Source organism: Reyranella sp. (assembly GCF_017305915.1).
In the GTDB taxonomy this organism is placed as follows: Bacteria; Pseudomonadota; Alphaproteobacteria; order Reyranellales; family Reyranellaceae; genus Reyranella.
On sequence record NZ_JAFKJN010000014.1, the window covers coordinates 149,782 to 165,356 of the forward strand.

Genomic DNA, 15,575 nt, shown 5'->3' on the forward strand with positions numbered 1-15,575 from the left:
GCCGATGGCCCTATGGCGTTATCGGGAGCGTCAGTTCCGCGTGGCGGCGCGGTCGATGAACAGCGTGCCGCTCGCCACCACGGTCTCGCCGACGCTCAGGCCCTTGCGAATCTCGACGAGGCCGTTGGTGGTGGCGCCGACCTCGATCGGCCGCGTGACCACCGCCTTCTGCTCGGGCCGCGCCACCCAGACGCGCGCCTGCGCGCCTTCGTAGACCACGGCCTCCTGCGGCACCGCCGGCATCAGCCGGCTGTCGCCCGACACGATGCGGAAGGAGGCGAACATCTCGGGCAGGAGCTCGCGGCCCGGGTTCTCGATCTCGGCGCGCACCGGCAGGCGGCGGGTGTTGGGATCGAGCGCGGGCGCCACGTAGGAGAGCTTGGCGTTGAAGGTGCGGCCGGGATAGGCCAGCACCGAGACCTCGACCGGCGCGCCGAGCCTCATCTTGGGCGCGTCCGATTCGCGCACGTTGGCGACCAGCCACACCGTCGACAGGTTGCCGACCGTGAACACCGGATCGTTGCCGCCGGTGTTGATGTACTGACCGAGGCCGACCCGGCGCTGGATCACCGTGCCGCCGATCGGCGCGGCCACCACGGTCTCGGCGCCGATGCGGTCGGTCTTCTCGAGCTTCTCGATCTCCTCGTCGGAGCGGCCGAGGATGCGCAGCCGGTTGCGCGCGGCGGCGAGCGCGATCTCGGCGGCGCGCATGTCGCCCTGCGCGTTCACCAGGTCGGACTGCGCCTGCTCGAGGTCCTTGAGCGCGCCGCCGCGGATCGCCAGCAATTCCTTCTGCCGCTTCTCGATCTGCTGCGCGAGCGCCAGCCGCGACTTCGCCTTGTCGACGCCGGCAACCGCGGTGACCAGGTCGTTCTGCCCCTGCACGAACTCACTCGCCTCGATGGCGAACAAGGGTTGGCCGCGCTCGACATGGTCGCCGGGCCTGGCGATCAGGCGGCTGACCCGGCCGGAGTAGGGCGAGAAGACCGGCGTGGTGGTGTCGTCGTTGATCGCGATCTTGCCGTCGGTCGTACGCTCGTCGCGGAACGAGACCTGGCGCACCGGCGCCAGCCGCAGGCTCGCCCACTGCGTCTCGCTCGGGCGGAACGCGCCGTCGGCGTCGCGGGTCGTCTTGTCCGTCCGCGCCACGGCGTTGCCCTGGCCGCTGTTCATCGCCCAGACGCCGGCGATGACGCAGACGACCGCCAGCGCGCCGCCACCCGCCAGCCACAGGCGGTTGCGGCGAAGCCGTTGCTGGGCAGCAGGGGCCTGGATGGTCATAAGTACGCTTGAGTCCCAAGCCGGTTTGACGGATGGAAGAACCGGCGGAAACTAGCCCCTTCCTCTTACATGAACCTGACGCTGCGGTGCGGCGGGCGTGGTATGGTGGACCACACGGGGCCATGGGGTACTGGAGGCTGAACACAAATGCGAGTGCTTCTGGTCGAAGACAACGCAGAGCTTGTGTCCCTGCTCAAGAAGGGCCTGGCCCAGAGCGGCTTTTCGGCGGATTCGGTGGGGACGGTCGGCGACGCCCTTCACGTTCTCGCGACGATGAAATATGCAGCGATCGTTCTGGACCTCGGCCTGCCCGACGAGGACGGCCTCGTGCTGCTGCGCGACATGCGCCGCAAGCACGACACCACGCCGGTCCTGGTGCTGACCGCGCGCGACGGCGTCAGCAACCGCGTCGCCGGCCTGCGCGAGGGCGCCGACGACTACCTCGCCAAGCCGTTCGCCATGGAGGAGCTGGTGGCGCGCCTGCACGCCTTGCTGCGCCGCCCCGGCCAACTGCTCGGCCGCCTGCTCACCTTCGGCAACGTCTCGCTCGACACCGAGGGCCGCCAGGTCTTCGTCGGCGGCACGGCGCGGGCCTTTCCGGCGCGCGAGACGGCGGTGCTGGAGATTTTGCTGCGGCGCGGCGGCAACGTCGCGCCCAAGCGCCTGTTCGAGGACCAGCTGTTCGGCCTGTCGGGCGATGTCGGATCGAATGCGGTCGAAGTGTACGTACACCGGCTGCGCAAGATGCTGAGTGACGCTCGCGCCAGCGTCAGGATCCACACCGTGCGGGGCGTCGGCTACCTGATGGCGCAGGACAAGGCGGAGTGATCCGTTTCCGCTCGATCATCAGCCGCATCGTGGCCTTCCACGTCGTGGCGATCGGCGTGACCTCGGTGCTGATGCCGCTGGCGCTCTATTATCTGCTGAACCAGGCGGCCAACAGCCTGCACCGCGACGCGCTGCGCAGCCAGGCCTTCACCATCGCGAGCTTCCTGCGGCCGCAGCCCGAGGGCAGCCTCACCCTCGACATCCCGGCCGAGGTGCGGCCGCTCTATACCGGCGCCTACGGCCTCTATGCCTATGCCGTGCTCGACACCAGCGGCAAGGTGCTGTTCTCCTCGCGGACCGACGGCCGCGCGCTGTTCGAGCACGACGAGCAGGCGGGGCGCGACTGGTATGTGCGGCGGCGCACCACCGGCGCCATCCTGTTCGGCGTCAGCGTCGCCCGGCCGGTCGGCGACCACATGTACTTCGTGCAGGTCGGCCAGGACCTCGCCCATCGCGACGTCATCATCGACGACGTCGTCTCGCAGTTCTTCCCGCGCGTCGCCTGGATCATCTTCCCGTTCCTGCTGCTGCTGCTGCTGATCGACATCTTCATCTTCCGACGCGCATTAGCCTCGGTGACCGAGGCCTCGGCGGCGGCCGCCTCGGTCAGCCCGCAGCGTACCGACGTGCGCCTGCCGGAGGAGGCGCTGCCGAGCGAGATCGCGCCACTGGTGCATGCGGTCAACCAGGCGCTCGACCGCCTCGAGGCAGGCTTCCGCGCCCAGCGCGATTTCACCGCCGACATGGCGCACGAGCTGCGGACGCCGCTCGCCGTCGCGCGGGCGCGGGTCGATTCGTTCGACCCGGGGCCGTTGCGCGACCAGTTGCGCGCCGACCTGGTCAATATGACGCGCACGGTGAACCAGGTGCTCGACATCGCCGAGCTGGAGAATTTCCTGGTCGGCGGCGATGCCCGCGCCGACCTCCATGAGGTGTGCGCCGACGCCGTCGCCTTCATGGCGCCCTTGGCGGTCGAGCGCGGCCAGACCGTCGCGCTGACCGGCGACCCGGGCCCGGTCTGGGTGCGCGGCCACACCGAGGCGCTGTTCCGCGCCGTCCGCAATCTGGTCGAGAATGCCATCCGCCACACCCCGGCCGGGGTGTCGATCGAGGTCGAGGTGACGGAGGGCGGCGTGGTGCGCGTGCTCGACGACGGGCCGGGCGTGCCCGAGGCCGACCGGGAATCGATCTTCCGCCGCTTCTGGCGGCGCGACCGCAGCAAGGGCGACAGCCGCGGCCTCGGCCTCGCCATCGTCGCCCGCGTCGCCGAGGCGCACGAGGGCAGCGTCTCGGTCGAGGAGCGGCCGGGCGGCGGCTCGATCTTCACCCTGAGGCTGCGACCAGCCGGTTGACCTTACCCCCTCCTCCCCATTCATATGGGGAGGGCGAAGAACGATGAGCCGCACCAGCGGCCGGTGTGCAGGGGGATCGATCGGGATGACGGCAGCGTCAGCCTCAAAGGCGGATACTTTTCCCAAGCTCCTGGCGGGGCTGGCCGAGACGCGTCCGACCGCGCCGGCCTACCGGGAGAAGGAATACGGCATCTGGCAGACCTATGACTGGGCCCATGTCGCCCGGCAGGTGAACCGCCTGGCCGCCGGCCTGGCCGGCCTGGGGTTCCGGCGCGGCGAGCGGCTGATCGTGGTCGGCGACAACCGCCCGCGGCTCTACTGGGCGATGGCGGCGGTGCAGTCGCTGGGCGGCGTGCCGGTGCCGGTCTACCAGGACTCGGTGACCGAGGAGCTGGCCTACGTCGTCGAGCATGCCGGCGCCCGCGTCGCGATCGCCGAGAACCAGGAGCAGATCGACAAGCTGCTCGAGATCAGGAAGACGGTGCCGTCGCTCCAGACCCTGATCTACGACGATGCGCGGGGACTCCGGTACTACGAAGGTCTCCTGTCCTACGACGAGCTGCTGGAGCGCGGCGCCCAGTCCCTGCAGGAGCAGCCGACCCTGGTGGCCGACGAGGTCGCCAAGGGAAGCGGCGGCGACGACGCCATCATGCTCTACACCTCGGGCACCACCGGCCGGCCCAAGGGCGCCGTCCTGAGCCACGACAACCTGATCTGGGCGGCCGAGGCGGGGGCGGCGTTCGACGGGCTCAAGGCGGGCGACGAGCTCCTGTCCTACCTGCCGATGGCCTGGGTCGGCGATCACCTCTTTTCCTACGCGCAGGGCTATGTCTGCGGCCTGGTGGTGAACTGCCCCGAATCGGCCGCGACGGTAATGACCGACCTGCGCGAGATCGGCCCGACCTATTACTTCGCGCCGCCGCGGGTGCTCGAGAACCTGATCACCCAGGTGATGATCCGCATGGAGGATGCGAGCGTCGTCAAGCGCAAGCTCTTCCAGTATTTCATGGCGCTGGCGCGCCAGGTCGGCCCGGCGCTGATCGACGGCCGCCCGGTCGGCCTGCCCGACCGCCTGCTCTATCGGCTGGGCGACCTGCTGGTCTACGGCCCGCTCAAGAACACGCTGGGCATGAGCCGCGTGCGCGTCGCCTACACCGCGGGCGAGGCGGTCGGGCCCGAGATCTTCAACTTCTTCCGCGCCCTCGGCGTCAACATGAAGCAGCTCTACGGCCAGACCGAAGCGAGCGTCTTCGTCACCATCCATCCCAACGGCGAGGTCTATTCCGACACCGTCGGCAAGCCGGTGTCGAAGGTCGAGCTCAAGATCGCCGAGTCGGGCGAGGTGCTCTATCGCAGCCCTGGCGTGTTCAAGGAGTATTTCAAGAACCCGCAGGCGACCAGCGACACCAAGACCGCCGACGGCTGGGTCCATACCGGCGACGCGGGCTATCTCGACGATCGCGGCCACCTGCGCATCATCGACCGCGCCCGCGATGTCGGGAAGCTGAACGACGGCACGCTGTTCGCGCCCAAGTTCATCGAGAACAAGCTCAAGTTCTTCCCGCACATCAACGAGGCGGTGGCGTTCGGCCACGGCCGCGACTTCGTGACGGTGTTCGTCAACATCGACATGATCGCGGTCGGCGACTGGGCGGAGCGGCGCAACATCGCCTATGCCAGCTACCAGGAGCTGGCGGCGCATCCCGCCGTCCACGACCTGGTCCAGGGCTGCATCGAGCGGGTCAACCACGACCTCGCGCAGGACCCGCGCATGGCCGGCGCCCAGATCCGCCGCTTCCTGATCCTGCACAAGGCGCTCGAGGCCGACGACGGCGAGCTCACCCGCACCAACAAGGTGCGGCGCGGCTTCATCGCCGAGCGCTACAAGACCTTGGTCGATGCGCTCTACAGCGGCGCCAAGGACGTGCACATCAAGGTCGACGTCACCTTCGAGGACGGCCGCAAGGGCACCATCGAGGGCAACGTCGAGATCCGCGATCTGGCGCCGCAGCACGTCGTGCGGCTGAAGAAGGCGAGCTGACCGCAATGGCTCAGCGTTCGCGTCTGTTCAACGAGGTCCTGCTCGCGGTCGAGAACATCAGCCTGTCGTTCGGCGGCGTGAAGGCGCTCAGCGACATCAGCTTCGACATCATGAAGGGCGAGATCCGCGCCATCATCGGCCCCAACGGCGCCGGCAAGTCGTCGATGCTGAACTGCATCAACGGCTTCTATCATCCGCAGCAGGGCGCCATCACCTACAAGGGCGTCAAGCGCAGCCGCATGAAGCCGCACGCGGCGGCCGAGCAGGGCATCGCCCGCACCTTCCAGAACATCGCGCTGTTCCGCGGCATGAGCACGCTCGACAACATCATGACCGGCCGCAACCTGCGCATGAAGACCGGCCTGTTCTGGCAGGCGCTGCGCGCCGGCCCGGCCGCGCGCGAGGAGATCGAGCACCGTAAGGCGGTCGAGAAGATCATCGACTTCCTCGAGATCCAGCACATCCGCAAGGTGCCGGTCGGGCAGCTCCCGTACGGCCTGCAGAAGCGGGTCGAGCTCGGGCGCGCGCTCGCCGCCGAGCCCGAGCTGCTGCTGCTCGACGAGCCGATGGCCGGCATGAACCTCGAGGAGAAGCAGGACATGTGCCGCTTCGTGCTCGACGTGAACGACGAGTTCGGCACCACCATCTGCCTGATCGAGCACGACATGGGCGTGGTGATGGACATCTCCGACCGCGTCGTGGTGCTCGACTACGGCAAGAAGATCGGCGACGGCGTGCCCGAGGCGGTCAAGTCCGACCGGGCCGTGATCGACGCCTACCTGGGAGTGAGCCACTGATGCGGACCGAGTCACACACCCCGTGTCATCCCGAGCGCAGCGAGGGATCTATGGGGCCGCAGCATAGATCCCTCGCTGCGCTCGGGATGACAGCTTTCGCGTCATCGCGACCGAGAGGCATGGAGTAACCATGGGTTTCTTCCTCGAAGTGCTGATCGGCGGGCTGCTGGCGGGGGTGCTGTACTCGCTGGTGGCGCTGGGCTTCGTGCTGATCTTCAAGGCCTCGGGCGTGTTCAACTTCGCCCAGGGCGCGATGGTGCTGACCGCCGCGCTGGCCCTGGTTCGCGCGCTCGAATTGTTCGAGCAGTGGAAATGGCCGTTCTGGCTGGCGCTGATCGCCGCCTTCCTGTTCGCGGCGGTGATCATGGCCGCGATCGCCTGGCTCGCCGAGAAGCTGGTGCTGCGCAAGCTGGTGAACCAGGAAGGCATCATCCTGTTCATGGCGACCATCGGCCTTACCTTCTTCCTCGAAGGCCTCGCCCAGACCCTGTTCGGCGCCGACGTCTATCCGCTCAATATCGGCCTGCCCAAGGAGCCGCTGTTCGTCCTCGAATCGCTGTTCGACGGCGGCATCCTGGTCAACGAGCTCGACATCTGGGCGGCGGTCATCGCCGGTCTGCTCGTCGCCGGGCTGGCGGTCTTCTTCCAGCGCACCCGGATCGGCCGCGCGCTGCGCGCCGTCGCCGACGACCATGCCGCGGCGCAGTCGGTCGGCATCCCGCTCAACCAGATCTGGTTCATCGTCTGGCTGGTCGCCGGCCTGGTGGCGCTGGCCGCCGGCGCGGTGTGGGGCAGCAAGCTCGGCGTGCAGTTCTCGCTGTCGCTGCTGGCGCTGAAAGCGCTGCCGGTGCTGATCCTGGGCGGCTTCACCTCGGTGCCGGGCGCGATCGTCGGCGGCCTGATCATCGGCGCCGGCGAGAAGCTGGCCGAGGTCTTCCTCGGGCCGTCGATGGGCGGCGGCATCGAGATCTGGTTCGCCTACGTGGTGGCGCTCCTGTTCCTGCTGTTCCGGCCGCAGGGCCTGTTCGGCGAGCGCATCATCGAGCGCGTGTAGGGGAGGTTTCGTGCTCTATCGTGAAGCCGGCCAATACAAGGTCACCTACGAAGCCGACCAGGCGATCTTCCCGATCGCCCAGGACCGCTTCGTCATGCTGGCGCTGCTGGTCATCGCCTTCGTCGTCGTGCCGTTCGTCGCCACCGAGTACGTCTATCGCGCCGTGCTGATCCCGGTGGTGATCCTGGGCCTCGCCGCGATCGGCCTGAACGTGCTGATGGGCTATTGCGGCCAGGTCTCGCTCGGCTCGGGCGCCTTCATGGGGGTCGGCGCCTATGCCGCCTACAACCTCTCGGTCCACCTGCCGTTCCTCAACCCGCTGGTCTGCATCCTGCTGTCAGGCTTCGTCGCGGCGGCGGTCGGCATCCTGTTCGGCATCCCGAGCCTGCGCATCAAGGGTTTCTATCTCGCCTGCGCCACGCTGGCCGCGCAGTTCTTCGGCGACTGGGCGTTCCTGCGCATCAAGTGGATCACCAACTACACGCCCTCGGGCTCGGTCAACGCCCCGTCGATCCAGCTTTTCGGGCTCGACCTCAATTCGCCGACCGCGATCTACGTCGTGGCGCTCGGCTTCACCGTCGTGCTGGGCCTCGCCACCAAGAACCTGGTGCGCGGCCATATCGGCCGGCAATGGATGGCGATCCGCGACATGGACATCGCCGCCGAGATCATCGGCGTGCGGCCGATGTACGCCAAGCTCACCGCCTTCGCCGTCTCCTCGTTCCTGATCGGCGTCGCGGGTGCCATGTGGGCCTTCCTCTATCTCGGCTCGTGGGAGCCCGCGGCCTTCTCGATCGACCGCAGCTTCCAGCTGATGTTCATGGTGATCATCGGCGGGTTGGGCTCGATCCTGGGCAGCGTGCTGGGCGCGATCTTCATCGTCCTGCTGCCGATCTTCCTCAACCAGGCGCTGCCGCCGCTCGGCGCCCTGGTCGGCTGGAAGATCAGCACCGCCACGGTGTCGCATTTCGAGGCAATGATCTTCGGCGCCCTGATCGTCTTCTTCCTGGTCGTCGAGCCGCACGGCCTCGCGCGATTGTGGTCGATCGCCAAGGAGAAGCTGCGCCTTTGGCCCTTCCCGCACTGAGTGTGAAACGCTAGCCTTTCGTCAAAGTCGTCATGAAGAAGGAGGAAACCATGCAACTGAGGAAATGGGCGGTTCTAGGGGCCGCGGCCTTGGCGGCCGCCGTGTCCCTCGCGACCACCGCTTACGCGCAGAACGAGCAGTTCATCCCGGGCCTGGTCTATCGCACCGGCGCCTATGCGCCGAACGGCATCCCGTTCGCCGATGGCGTCGCCGACTACATCAACATGCTCAACGCCCGCGACGGCGGCATCAACGGCGTGAAGATCACCTTCGAGGAATGCGAGACCGGCTACGCCACCGACCGCGGCGTCGAGTGCTACGAGCGCCTCAAGGGCAAGGGCCCGACCGGCGCGGCCTACTTCAGCCCGCTCTCGACCGGCATCACCTTCGCGCTCACCGAGAAGGCGCCGGGCGACAAGATCCCGCTGCTGACCATGGGCTACGGCCGCGCCGACAGCCGTGACGGCGCCGTGTTCACCTGGAACTTCCCGCTGATGGGCACCTACTGGACGGCCGCCAACGTCGCCATCCAGCACATCGCCAAGGAATGGGGCGGCTTCGACAAGCTCAAGGGCAAGAAGATCGCGCTGCTCTATCACGATTCGCCCTACGGCAAGGAGCCGATCGCGGCGCTCGAGATCATGTCCAAGAAGTACGGCTTCGAGTTCATGCAGATCCCGGTGCCGGCGCCGGGCAGCGAGCAGAAGTCGCAATGGCTGCAGATCCGCCAGGCGCGGCCCGACTATGTCCTTCTGTGGGGCTGGGGCGTGATGAACTCCGCCGCGGTCAGCGAGGCTGGCAACGTCAACTATCCGCGCGACAAGATGCTGGGCGTGTGGTGGTCGGGTGCGGAGCCCGACGTGCTGCCGGCCGGCGACAAGGCCAAGGGCTACAAGGCGCTGATGCTGCAGCATCCCGCCGGCAAGTTCGCCGTCCACAAGGACGTCGAGAAGTACGTGACCAGCCAGGGCAAGTCGCTGGCCAAGCCCGACGAGGTCGGCCAGGTGCTCTACAACCGCGGCCTGATCAACTCGATGGTCGGCATCGAGGCGATCCGCACCGCCATGGCCAAGTTCGGCAACAAGCCGATGACCGGCGAGCAGGTGCGCTGGGGCTTCGAGCACCTCGACCTCAGCGCCGACCGCATCAAGCAGCTCGGCTTCGACGGCATGATGGGGCCGCTCAAGCCCTCCTGCGCCGACCATGAGGGCACGCGCCTCTCCCGCGTCCACCAGTGGGACGGCAAGGAGTGGAAGGTGATCTCCGACTACTACACCGGCGACGACACGATCCTGGTGCCGCTGGTCAAGGAGGTCGCCGGCAAGTACGCGGCCGAGAAGAAGATCACGCCGCGCGACTGCTCGAAGGAGAGCTGACCTCAACCACTTCCCCCGTCATACGGGGGAGGCAGGAAGGGGGCAGGCAACACGACCGGTGCTTTCCCCCTCCTCAATCCTCCCCCGTATGCGCCTCAGAAGGCGCTTAGACGGGGGAGGAGGAGAAGAAATGAGCCTCACTGCCGAAACCAAGCCCGCTCCCACCAACGTCCTCGACGTCGCCAACATCGAGGTGATCTACAATCACGTGATCCTCGTGCTGAAGGGCGTGTCGCTGGCGGTGCCGGAGGGCTCGATCGTCGCCCTGCTCGGCGCCAACGGCGCCGGCAAGTCGACCACGCTCAAGGCGATCTCCAACCTGCTGCTCAGCGAGCGCGGCCAGGTCACCAAGGGCCGCATCCATTATCGCGGCGAGCGGGTCGACGGGCTGACGCCGAACGATCTCGTGCGCCGCGGCGTCATCCAGGTGATGGAGGGCCGCCACTGCTTCGGCCATCTCACGGTCGAGGAGAACCTGCTGACCGGCGCCTTCATCCATGGCGGCCAGCGCCGCGTCGCCGAGGACCTCGAGAAGGTCTATCACTACTTCCCGCGGCTCAAGGAACGCCGCACCAGCCAGGCCGGCTACACCTCCGGCGGCGAGCAGCAGATGACGGCGATCGGCCGCGCCCTGATGAGCCGCCCCAGCACCATCCTGCTCGACGAGCCGTCGATGGGCCTGGCGCCGCAGCTCGTCGAGGAGATCTTCTGTATCGTGCGGAACCTCAACGAGCAGGAGAAGGTGTCGATCCTGCTGGCCGAGCAGAACACCAACATCGCGCTGCGCTACGCCCATTACGGCTACATCCTGGAGAACGGCCGCGTCGTGCTCGACGGCGACGCCGCCGACCTGCGCGAGAACGAGGACGTGAAGGAATTCTACCTCGGCATCGGCGGCGAGGGCCGCCGCTCGTTTCGCGACGTCAAGCACTACCGCCGCCGCAAGCGCTGGCTCTGAGGTCCACCGATTACCGCATCGTTCGGCGCGTGATTCTCTGACGACCGTGAAGTACCCGGACGACCTGCACTTCATCGCTCGTTGCGCGATAGAGCATATTCCGTTCGGCTGGAATCAGCCGAACGGAATATGCCTGCTGCAACAACAGCGCCCGTGCGCGCATTTCCGGGCAGATGGAACCGTGAGCGGTTCCATCTGCCCGGAAATCGCTCTAGAACAGCAGATAAGGATGAACTACCGCGATACGGATGCCGGTGCCGAGGTTCGGCCTTGGCGCGCCTGACTGAGGGAACAGTCTCAGCCGGTTCAGTGCAGACGAGAACCGCGCGAGATATGCCGTGGCTACCCGCTGCCTTGCGACTTCGATCAACGTATCGAGGATATTGCGAGAGTCGGCCAGGGCCGCGGCGGTGAAGGCAAGCCGATGCGCGCGTCAGCGCGGCCGACGAAGACTCGCTTTAAGACTCGCCATCGCTTCGTCGCCAGAAATGACCTCACCGCGCTCCAGCTGCGCCAGTCCGGCCTCGATGAGCGGCTTCGCCCAGTCCAACTCGTCTTCGCTCATGGCCATGAGGTCCGCCACGGCGACCTCGACGGCCTGCTCAAGCGATTCGAAATGGCCGGCCGCGACTTGTACTTCCAGCCAGCGTTGCTGCTCAGGAGAGAGTTGCACCGTCATGATGTCAAAATAGCCCTTCTGGGAGGGCGCAGCCAACATCGGGTCCCGAAGCCCGCTATTCAAGACGTGCGCGCACGGCTACCGTGCGGCCAAATCACGGGGAAGCGCCAATGACGTCCAAGCATTACGACTCCTTGGAGACCCGCACGCCCGAGGAGCGCGAGAAGGCGCTGATGCAGGCCCTGCCGGCGCAGATCGCGCACGCCAAGGCCAATGCGCCGTTCTTCAAGCAGTGGCTGAAGGACGTCGACTCCGCGTCGGTGACCTCGCGCGCGGCGCTCGCCAAGCTGCCGGTGCTGCGCAAGTCGATGCTGGGCGAGGTGCAGAAGAAGAATCCGCCGATGGGCGGGCTGATCGCGGTGCCGCTGGCGAAGGCGCGGCACATCTTCATGTCGCCCGGGCCGATCTTCGAGATCGACACCGACGAGCCCGACTATTTCCGCGGCGCGCGGGCGATGCATGCCGGCGGCTTCCGCGCCGGCGACGTGGTCTACAACACCTTCTCCTATCACCTGACGCCGGCCGGCATCATGATGGAATCGGCGCTGCGGGCGCTGGGCTGCGTGATCGTGCCGGGCGGCGTCGGCAACACCGAGCTGCAGCTCGACGCGATCGCGGCGATCAGGCCCAAGGGCTATGTCGGCACGCCGTCGTTCCTGAAGATCCTGATCGAGAAGGCGGCCGAGCTCGGCAAGGACATCTCGTCGATCAAGCATGCCTTCGTCGGCGCCGAGGCCTTGCCGCCGTCGCTGCGCCAGATGTTCATCGACAAGGGCATGACCTGCCTGCAGAGCTACGGCACGGCCGACCTCGGCACCATCGCCTACGAGTCAGAGGCCATCCAGGGCATGACGGTCGACGAGGGCGTGATCGTCGAGATCGTGCGGCCCGGCACCGGCGACCCGGTGCCCGAGGGCGATGTCGGCGAGGTCGTCGTGACCACCTTCAACCGCGCCTACCCGCTGATCCGCTTCGGCACCGGCGACATGTCGGCGGTGCTGGCGGGCCCCAGCCCGTGCGGCCGCACCAACATGCGCATCAAGGGCTGGATGGGCCGCGCCGACCAGCGCACCAAGGTGCGCGGCATGTTCGTCGATCCCGAGCAGATCGCCGAGATCGCCAAGAAGCATCCGGGACTGGGCCGCCTGCGTCTGGTGATCGACTGGGTCAACCAGGCCGACGTCATGACCTTGAAGGTCGAGGCGCCGCAGGCCTCGCCCGATCTCGAAAAGGCGATGACCGATACCATCCGCACCGTCTGCAAGGTCGGCGGCAAGGTCGAGTTCGCCAGCATGGGCAGCCTGCCCAACGACGGCAAGGTGATCGACGATATCCGCAAGTACACATGATGGTCCTGCGCGACGCCCGGCCGAGCGACTTCGCGGCCATCCGCCGCCTGCTCGGCCAGCTCGGCTATGCGCCGGACGAGGCCGAGTTCCGTCATCGCTTCGACAGCGTGGTGGCCACGGCCGGCCATCGGATCATCGTCGCGGAAGAGGAGGGCGCGGTCGCGGGCGTCCTGCACGTCTTCGAGCGGCCGGCGCTCGACAAAGGCTGCGAGGCGGTGATCCAGGCGCTGGTGGTCGACGACACGATGCGCAGCCGCGGTGTCGGCGAGGCGCTGATGCGCGAAGCCGAAGCCTGGGCCGCGCAACGCGGGCTCGCCGCGACCTCGCTCTACACCAACATCACCCGCGACCGGGCGCGCGCCTTCTACGAGCGCATCGGCTACCGCCTCAGGGCCACCTCTCACCTTCTGGGCCGGCATTAGAAGAGCAGATGGGGAATCTGTTCTCCGGGCTGAAGTCGCGTTTCAGCACGACGTTGCTTGAGCGGTACGGGTCCGTGTAACGCCCCTCGATCGCGTCCGCTGTGATTCGGCCGACGAGCTTGCGGAAGTATTTATCGGGGGACGGAAAATGAATATCGATGCGAAAGGTGTCGCCGTCGATTTCCGCAACCTCGAAGAGCGGTTCAGACAGAACCCCCTCCCCCGTTTGGTACCACACCCAGATTTTCTCCTTTTCGAAGGGGTGGCCGCTGCGGAAGACGATCATTCTCTCGCCCTTGAGGTCGCCCGAGTTCGGGCTGATGCACATGTTCGAATACACGGCGAGGAATTCCTTCGGCTTCTCCGCTCCCGCCAACATTGGTAACGCGAAAACGGCGAAGCCAATCACGCAGGTAAGAAGTGATCGCATGGCTCTTCTATGGTTTGGATTTGAGTCGACGTACTTGGTCCGCGAAGTCAGCAATGAGCTTGCTTCGGTCCTGACCGGGAATCGGGTCGAGTGGTGTCGCCAAAGGCGCCACCCCACGATAGTCCGGCTCGCTCCGCCGCTGTATGGACAGCAAGCTTCTTGGCATCAGAAAATTTGCCGAAATCGCCGATGTCGACTGCAAGCCCGGCAGAATGCAGGCTCTGCTTTGCCGGCATCCTACCCTTGCCGCTCGTTCTCAAATCGTCCTGATCGTCTTGCGTGCGGTCAGCGCTGGTGAAGGTGATGTCGTGGCCTGCTTCGCGCGCGTATCTGACGAACGCATCGATCTTGGGCGCGAATTCGCTATCGAGATAGGATCCTGGTCGACCAGGTAGATCCACGGCGACGGCAGTCCGGCCACCAGACGCCGGCGCAGGTGACTGGCCGAGGAACGTCGGCGGCAGCGCGTCCTGCGGTTGTGGCGGCGCGTAGGTCTTGGGTCTTTGCGCGAACAGGCCCATGCGGAACTCCTTTTGTGTTCCGCGTTCGTAACGCATGCGTTTCTGAAAACCCAATATGGGCAATGGAACCGCAATCGCGCGTTGAATCTTCACGGTTTTCTATCGTTCCATTGCCCAGTAAGCGGTTTGTTGCTGGTGTTTTTCCACAGGTAAAGACGGCGAAGCGCCCGGCGCGGTATCCTAACACCGTGGGGGAGGGAGGGTGTGTCGGCGGGATTCCGGTATTTCCCCCGCACCATCGGCGTCGGAGGCTTCCCACGCGGGTGGGAAGTTTCCGCCTAGTTCACGTCCATCTTCAGCCCTTCCTTGTCGATCACGCCTTTCCAGAGCGCGATCTGGCCGTCGACGAAGCCTTTGAACTGCTCGGGCGTGCCGTAGGCGGGGAAGCCGGCCATGGTCCGGAAGCGCTCGCGCGTCGCCTCGGCGCGCAGCCAGTCCTTGATCGCCTCGTTGTAGGCGTCGACCACCGGCGGCGGCGTGCTGGCCGGCAGGAACACGCCGAACCAGGTCGAGACGTCGAACGGCTTGAGCTCGGGCAGGGTGCCGGCGATCGGCAGCACGTCGGGCGTCAGCGGATTGGGCTGGGCCGAGGTGAGGCCCAGCGCCCGGAGCTTGCCCGCCCGCATGAACTCGATGCTGGTGGTGAGGTTGTCGAAGAAGAACTGCGTCACGCCGGCCACCAGGTCGTTCAGCGCCGGCGCGGCGCCGCGGTAGGGCACGTGCTCGGCCTTGGTGCCGGTGAGCTGCAGGAACCAGGCGCCGGAGAGATGCGGCGACTGGCCGGTGCCCGACGAGGCGTAGGACGCCTTGCCGTTCTGCGCCTTCAGCCAGGCGACGAACTCCGGCACCGTCTTGGCCGGCACCGACGGATGCACCACCAGCACGTTGGGCGCGGTGATCACGCACGACACGCCGATCAGGTTGTCCGGCTTGTAGGGCATGTTGCGGTAGAGCGAGTAGGCGATCGATTGCGGCCCGATGTTGCCCATCAGCGCGGTGTGGCCGTCGAGTGCCGCCTTCGCGACCTCGGTCGAGCCGATCACGCCGCCGGCGCCGGACTTGTTGTCGGCGACGCAGGACTGGCCCCACGCCTGCTGCAGGTGCGCCGCCAGCAAGCGGGCGACGATGTCGGTGGTGCCGCCCGGCGCTGCCGGCACGACAATGCGCACGCCCTGGGCCGGCTTCCACGCCGCCTGGGCCCGCCCGGGCAGGATGGCCGCGGCCGGCAGGGCGGCGGCGCTGGCCAGGGTGGCGCGCCGGGTGAGACGTCGGGTCACGGTTTCGTTTCCTCCAAGCTTTGGCGCAACGGTGACGCACCCGTGGTGCACTGGCAAATCTGCCATAATTGCCGTATCTAGTTCGCTGCGCGGCCGCCCCGGACTACCCCCCTTCCGCGAATG

Annotated in this window: 17 protein-coding genes; 11 read left to right on the forward strand and 6 right to left on the reverse strand. The window is 66.9% G+C overall.

Annotation, left to right across the window (positions count from 1 at the left end):
- Nucleotides 1–30: 30 nt before the first annotated feature.
- Complete coding sequence (locus tag J0J01_RS13120; protein ID WP_296381218.1) at nt 31–1,281, reverse strand: efflux RND transporter periplasmic adaptor subunit; 1,251 nt, start codon at nt 1,279–1,281, stop codon at nt 31–33.
- Between the two features lie 147 nt (nt 1,282–1,428).
- Here J0J01_RS13120 and J0J01_RS13125 point away from each other — a divergent pair, with 147 nt between their 5' ends.
- The 9 genes from J0J01_RS13125 (at nt 1,429) to J0J01_RS13165 (ending at nt 11,057) form a co-directional block, all read left to right on the forward strand.
- On the forward strand, nt 1,429–2,109 hold the full coding sequence (locus J0J01_RS13125) for a response regulator transcription factor (RefSeq protein ID WP_296381220.1): 681 nt from the start codon (nt 1,429–1,431) through the stop codon (nt 2,107–2,109).
- Nucleotides 2,106–3,461 carry a HAMP domain-containing sensor histidine kinase gene (locus tag J0J01_RS13130; protein ID WP_296381222.1) on the forward strand — a complete coding sequence of 452 codons (1,356 nt, stop codon included), beginning with the start codon at nt 2,106–2,108 and terminating at the stop codon, nt 3,459–3,461. Before J0J01_RS13125 ends, J0J01_RS13130 begins: the two co-directional genes overlap by 4 nt.
- An 85-nt stretch (nt 3,462–3,546) precedes the next feature.
- Nucleotides 3,547–5,502, forward strand: a complete 1,956-nt coding sequence (locus J0J01_RS13135; RefSeq protein ID WP_296381224.1) for an AMP-binding protein — start codon at nt 3,547–3,549, stop codon at nt 5,500–5,502.
- A gap of 5 nt (nt 5,503–5,507) precedes the next feature.
- Nucleotides 5,508–6,299 carry an ABC transporter ATP-binding protein gene (locus tag J0J01_RS13140; RefSeq protein WP_296381226.1) on the forward strand — a complete coding sequence of 264 codons (792 nt, stop codon included), beginning with the start codon at nt 5,508–5,510 and terminating at the stop codon, nt 6,297–6,299.
- A 130-nt stretch (nt 6,300–6,429) separates the two neighbouring features.
- Nucleotides 6,430–7,353 (forward strand): branched-chain amino acid ABC transporter permease, encoded by a 924-nt coding sequence (locus J0J01_RS13145; RefSeq protein ID WP_296381228.1) that lies wholly within the window; start codon nt 6,430–6,432, stop codon nt 7,351–7,353.
- Nucleotides 7,354–7,363: 10 nt separating this feature from the next.
- Nucleotides 7,364–8,440, forward strand: a complete 1,077-nt coding sequence (locus J0J01_RS13150) for a branched-chain amino acid ABC transporter permease (RefSeq protein WP_296381230.1) — start codon at nt 7,364–7,366, stop codon at nt 8,438–8,440.
- A gap of 50 nt (nt 8,441–8,490) precedes the next feature.
- Nucleotides 8,491–9,816, forward strand: a complete 1,326-nt coding sequence (locus J0J01_RS13155) for an ABC transporter substrate-binding protein (protein WP_296381232.1) — start codon at nt 8,491–8,493, stop codon at nt 9,814–9,816.
- A 130-nt stretch (nt 9,817–9,946) separates the two neighbouring features.
- Complete coding sequence (locus J0J01_RS13160; RefSeq protein ID WP_296381233.1) at nt 9,947–10,774, forward strand: ABC transporter ATP-binding protein; 828 nt, start codon at nt 9,947–9,949, stop codon at nt 10,772–10,774.
- A gap of 46 nt (nt 10,775–10,820) precedes the next feature.
- Nucleotides 10,821–11,057 carry a hypothetical protein gene (locus J0J01_RS13165; RefSeq protein ID WP_296381235.1) on the forward strand — a complete coding sequence of 79 codons (237 nt, stop codon included), beginning with the start codon at nt 10,821–10,823 and terminating at the stop codon, nt 11,055–11,057.
- Here the strand turns inward: J0J01_RS13165 and J0J01_RS32710 are convergent.
- A complete protein-coding gene (locus tag J0J01_RS32710) occupies nt 10,986–11,144 on the reverse strand; it encodes a hypothetical protein (RefSeq protein ID WP_365736914.1) in 159 nt (52 codons plus the stop codon). The genes J0J01_RS13165 and J0J01_RS32710 overlap by 72 nt on opposite strands.
- Before the next feature lie 63 nt (nt 11,145–11,207).
- Nucleotides 11,208–11,453: a hypothetical protein gene (locus J0J01_RS13170; protein WP_296381237.1), complete on the reverse strand. Its 246-nt coding sequence runs from the start codon at nt 11,451–11,453 to the stop codon at nt 11,208–11,210.
- Between the two features lie 110 nt (nt 11,454–11,563).
- Between J0J01_RS13170 and J0J01_RS13175 the strand changes: the two genes are divergently transcribed.
- Together J0J01_RS13175 and J0J01_RS13180 are read left to right on the forward strand one after the other, a co-directional pair.
- Complete coding sequence (locus tag J0J01_RS13175) at nt 11,564–12,802, forward strand: AMP-binding protein (protein ID WP_296381240.1); 1,239 nt, start codon at nt 11,564–11,566, stop codon at nt 12,800–12,802.
- Nucleotides 12,799–13,224 (forward strand): GNAT family N-acetyltransferase, encoded by a 426-nt coding sequence (locus tag J0J01_RS13180; RefSeq protein ID WP_296381241.1) that lies wholly within the window; start codon nt 12,799–12,801, stop codon nt 13,222–13,224. The genes J0J01_RS13175 and J0J01_RS13180 overlap by 4 nt, the downstream gene beginning before the upstream one ends.
- Here the strand turns inward: J0J01_RS13180 and J0J01_RS13185 are convergent.
- The 3 genes from J0J01_RS13185 to J0J01_RS13195 form a co-directional block, all read right to left on the reverse strand.
- On the reverse strand, nt 13,190–13,654 hold the full coding sequence (locus tag J0J01_RS13185; RefSeq protein ID WP_296381243.1) for a hypothetical protein: 465 nt from the start codon (nt 13,652–13,654) through the stop codon (nt 13,190–13,192). The two genes, J0J01_RS13180 and J0J01_RS13185, sit on opposite strands and share 35 nt — an antisense overlap.
- A 47-nt stretch (nt 13,655–13,701) precedes the next feature.
- Entirely contained in the window at nt 13,702–14,268 is a 567-nt protein-coding gene (locus tag J0J01_RS13190) for a hypothetical protein (RefSeq protein ID WP_296381245.1), read from the reverse strand.
- A gap of 185 nt (nt 14,269–14,453) precedes the next feature.
- Nucleotides 14,454–15,452, reverse strand: coding sequence for a tripartite tricarboxylate transporter substrate binding protein (locus tag J0J01_RS13195; RefSeq protein WP_296381246.1), 999 nt, complete (start codon nt 15,450–15,452; stop codon nt 14,454–14,456).
- Between the last annotated feature and the right edge of the window lie 123 nt (nt 15,453–15,575).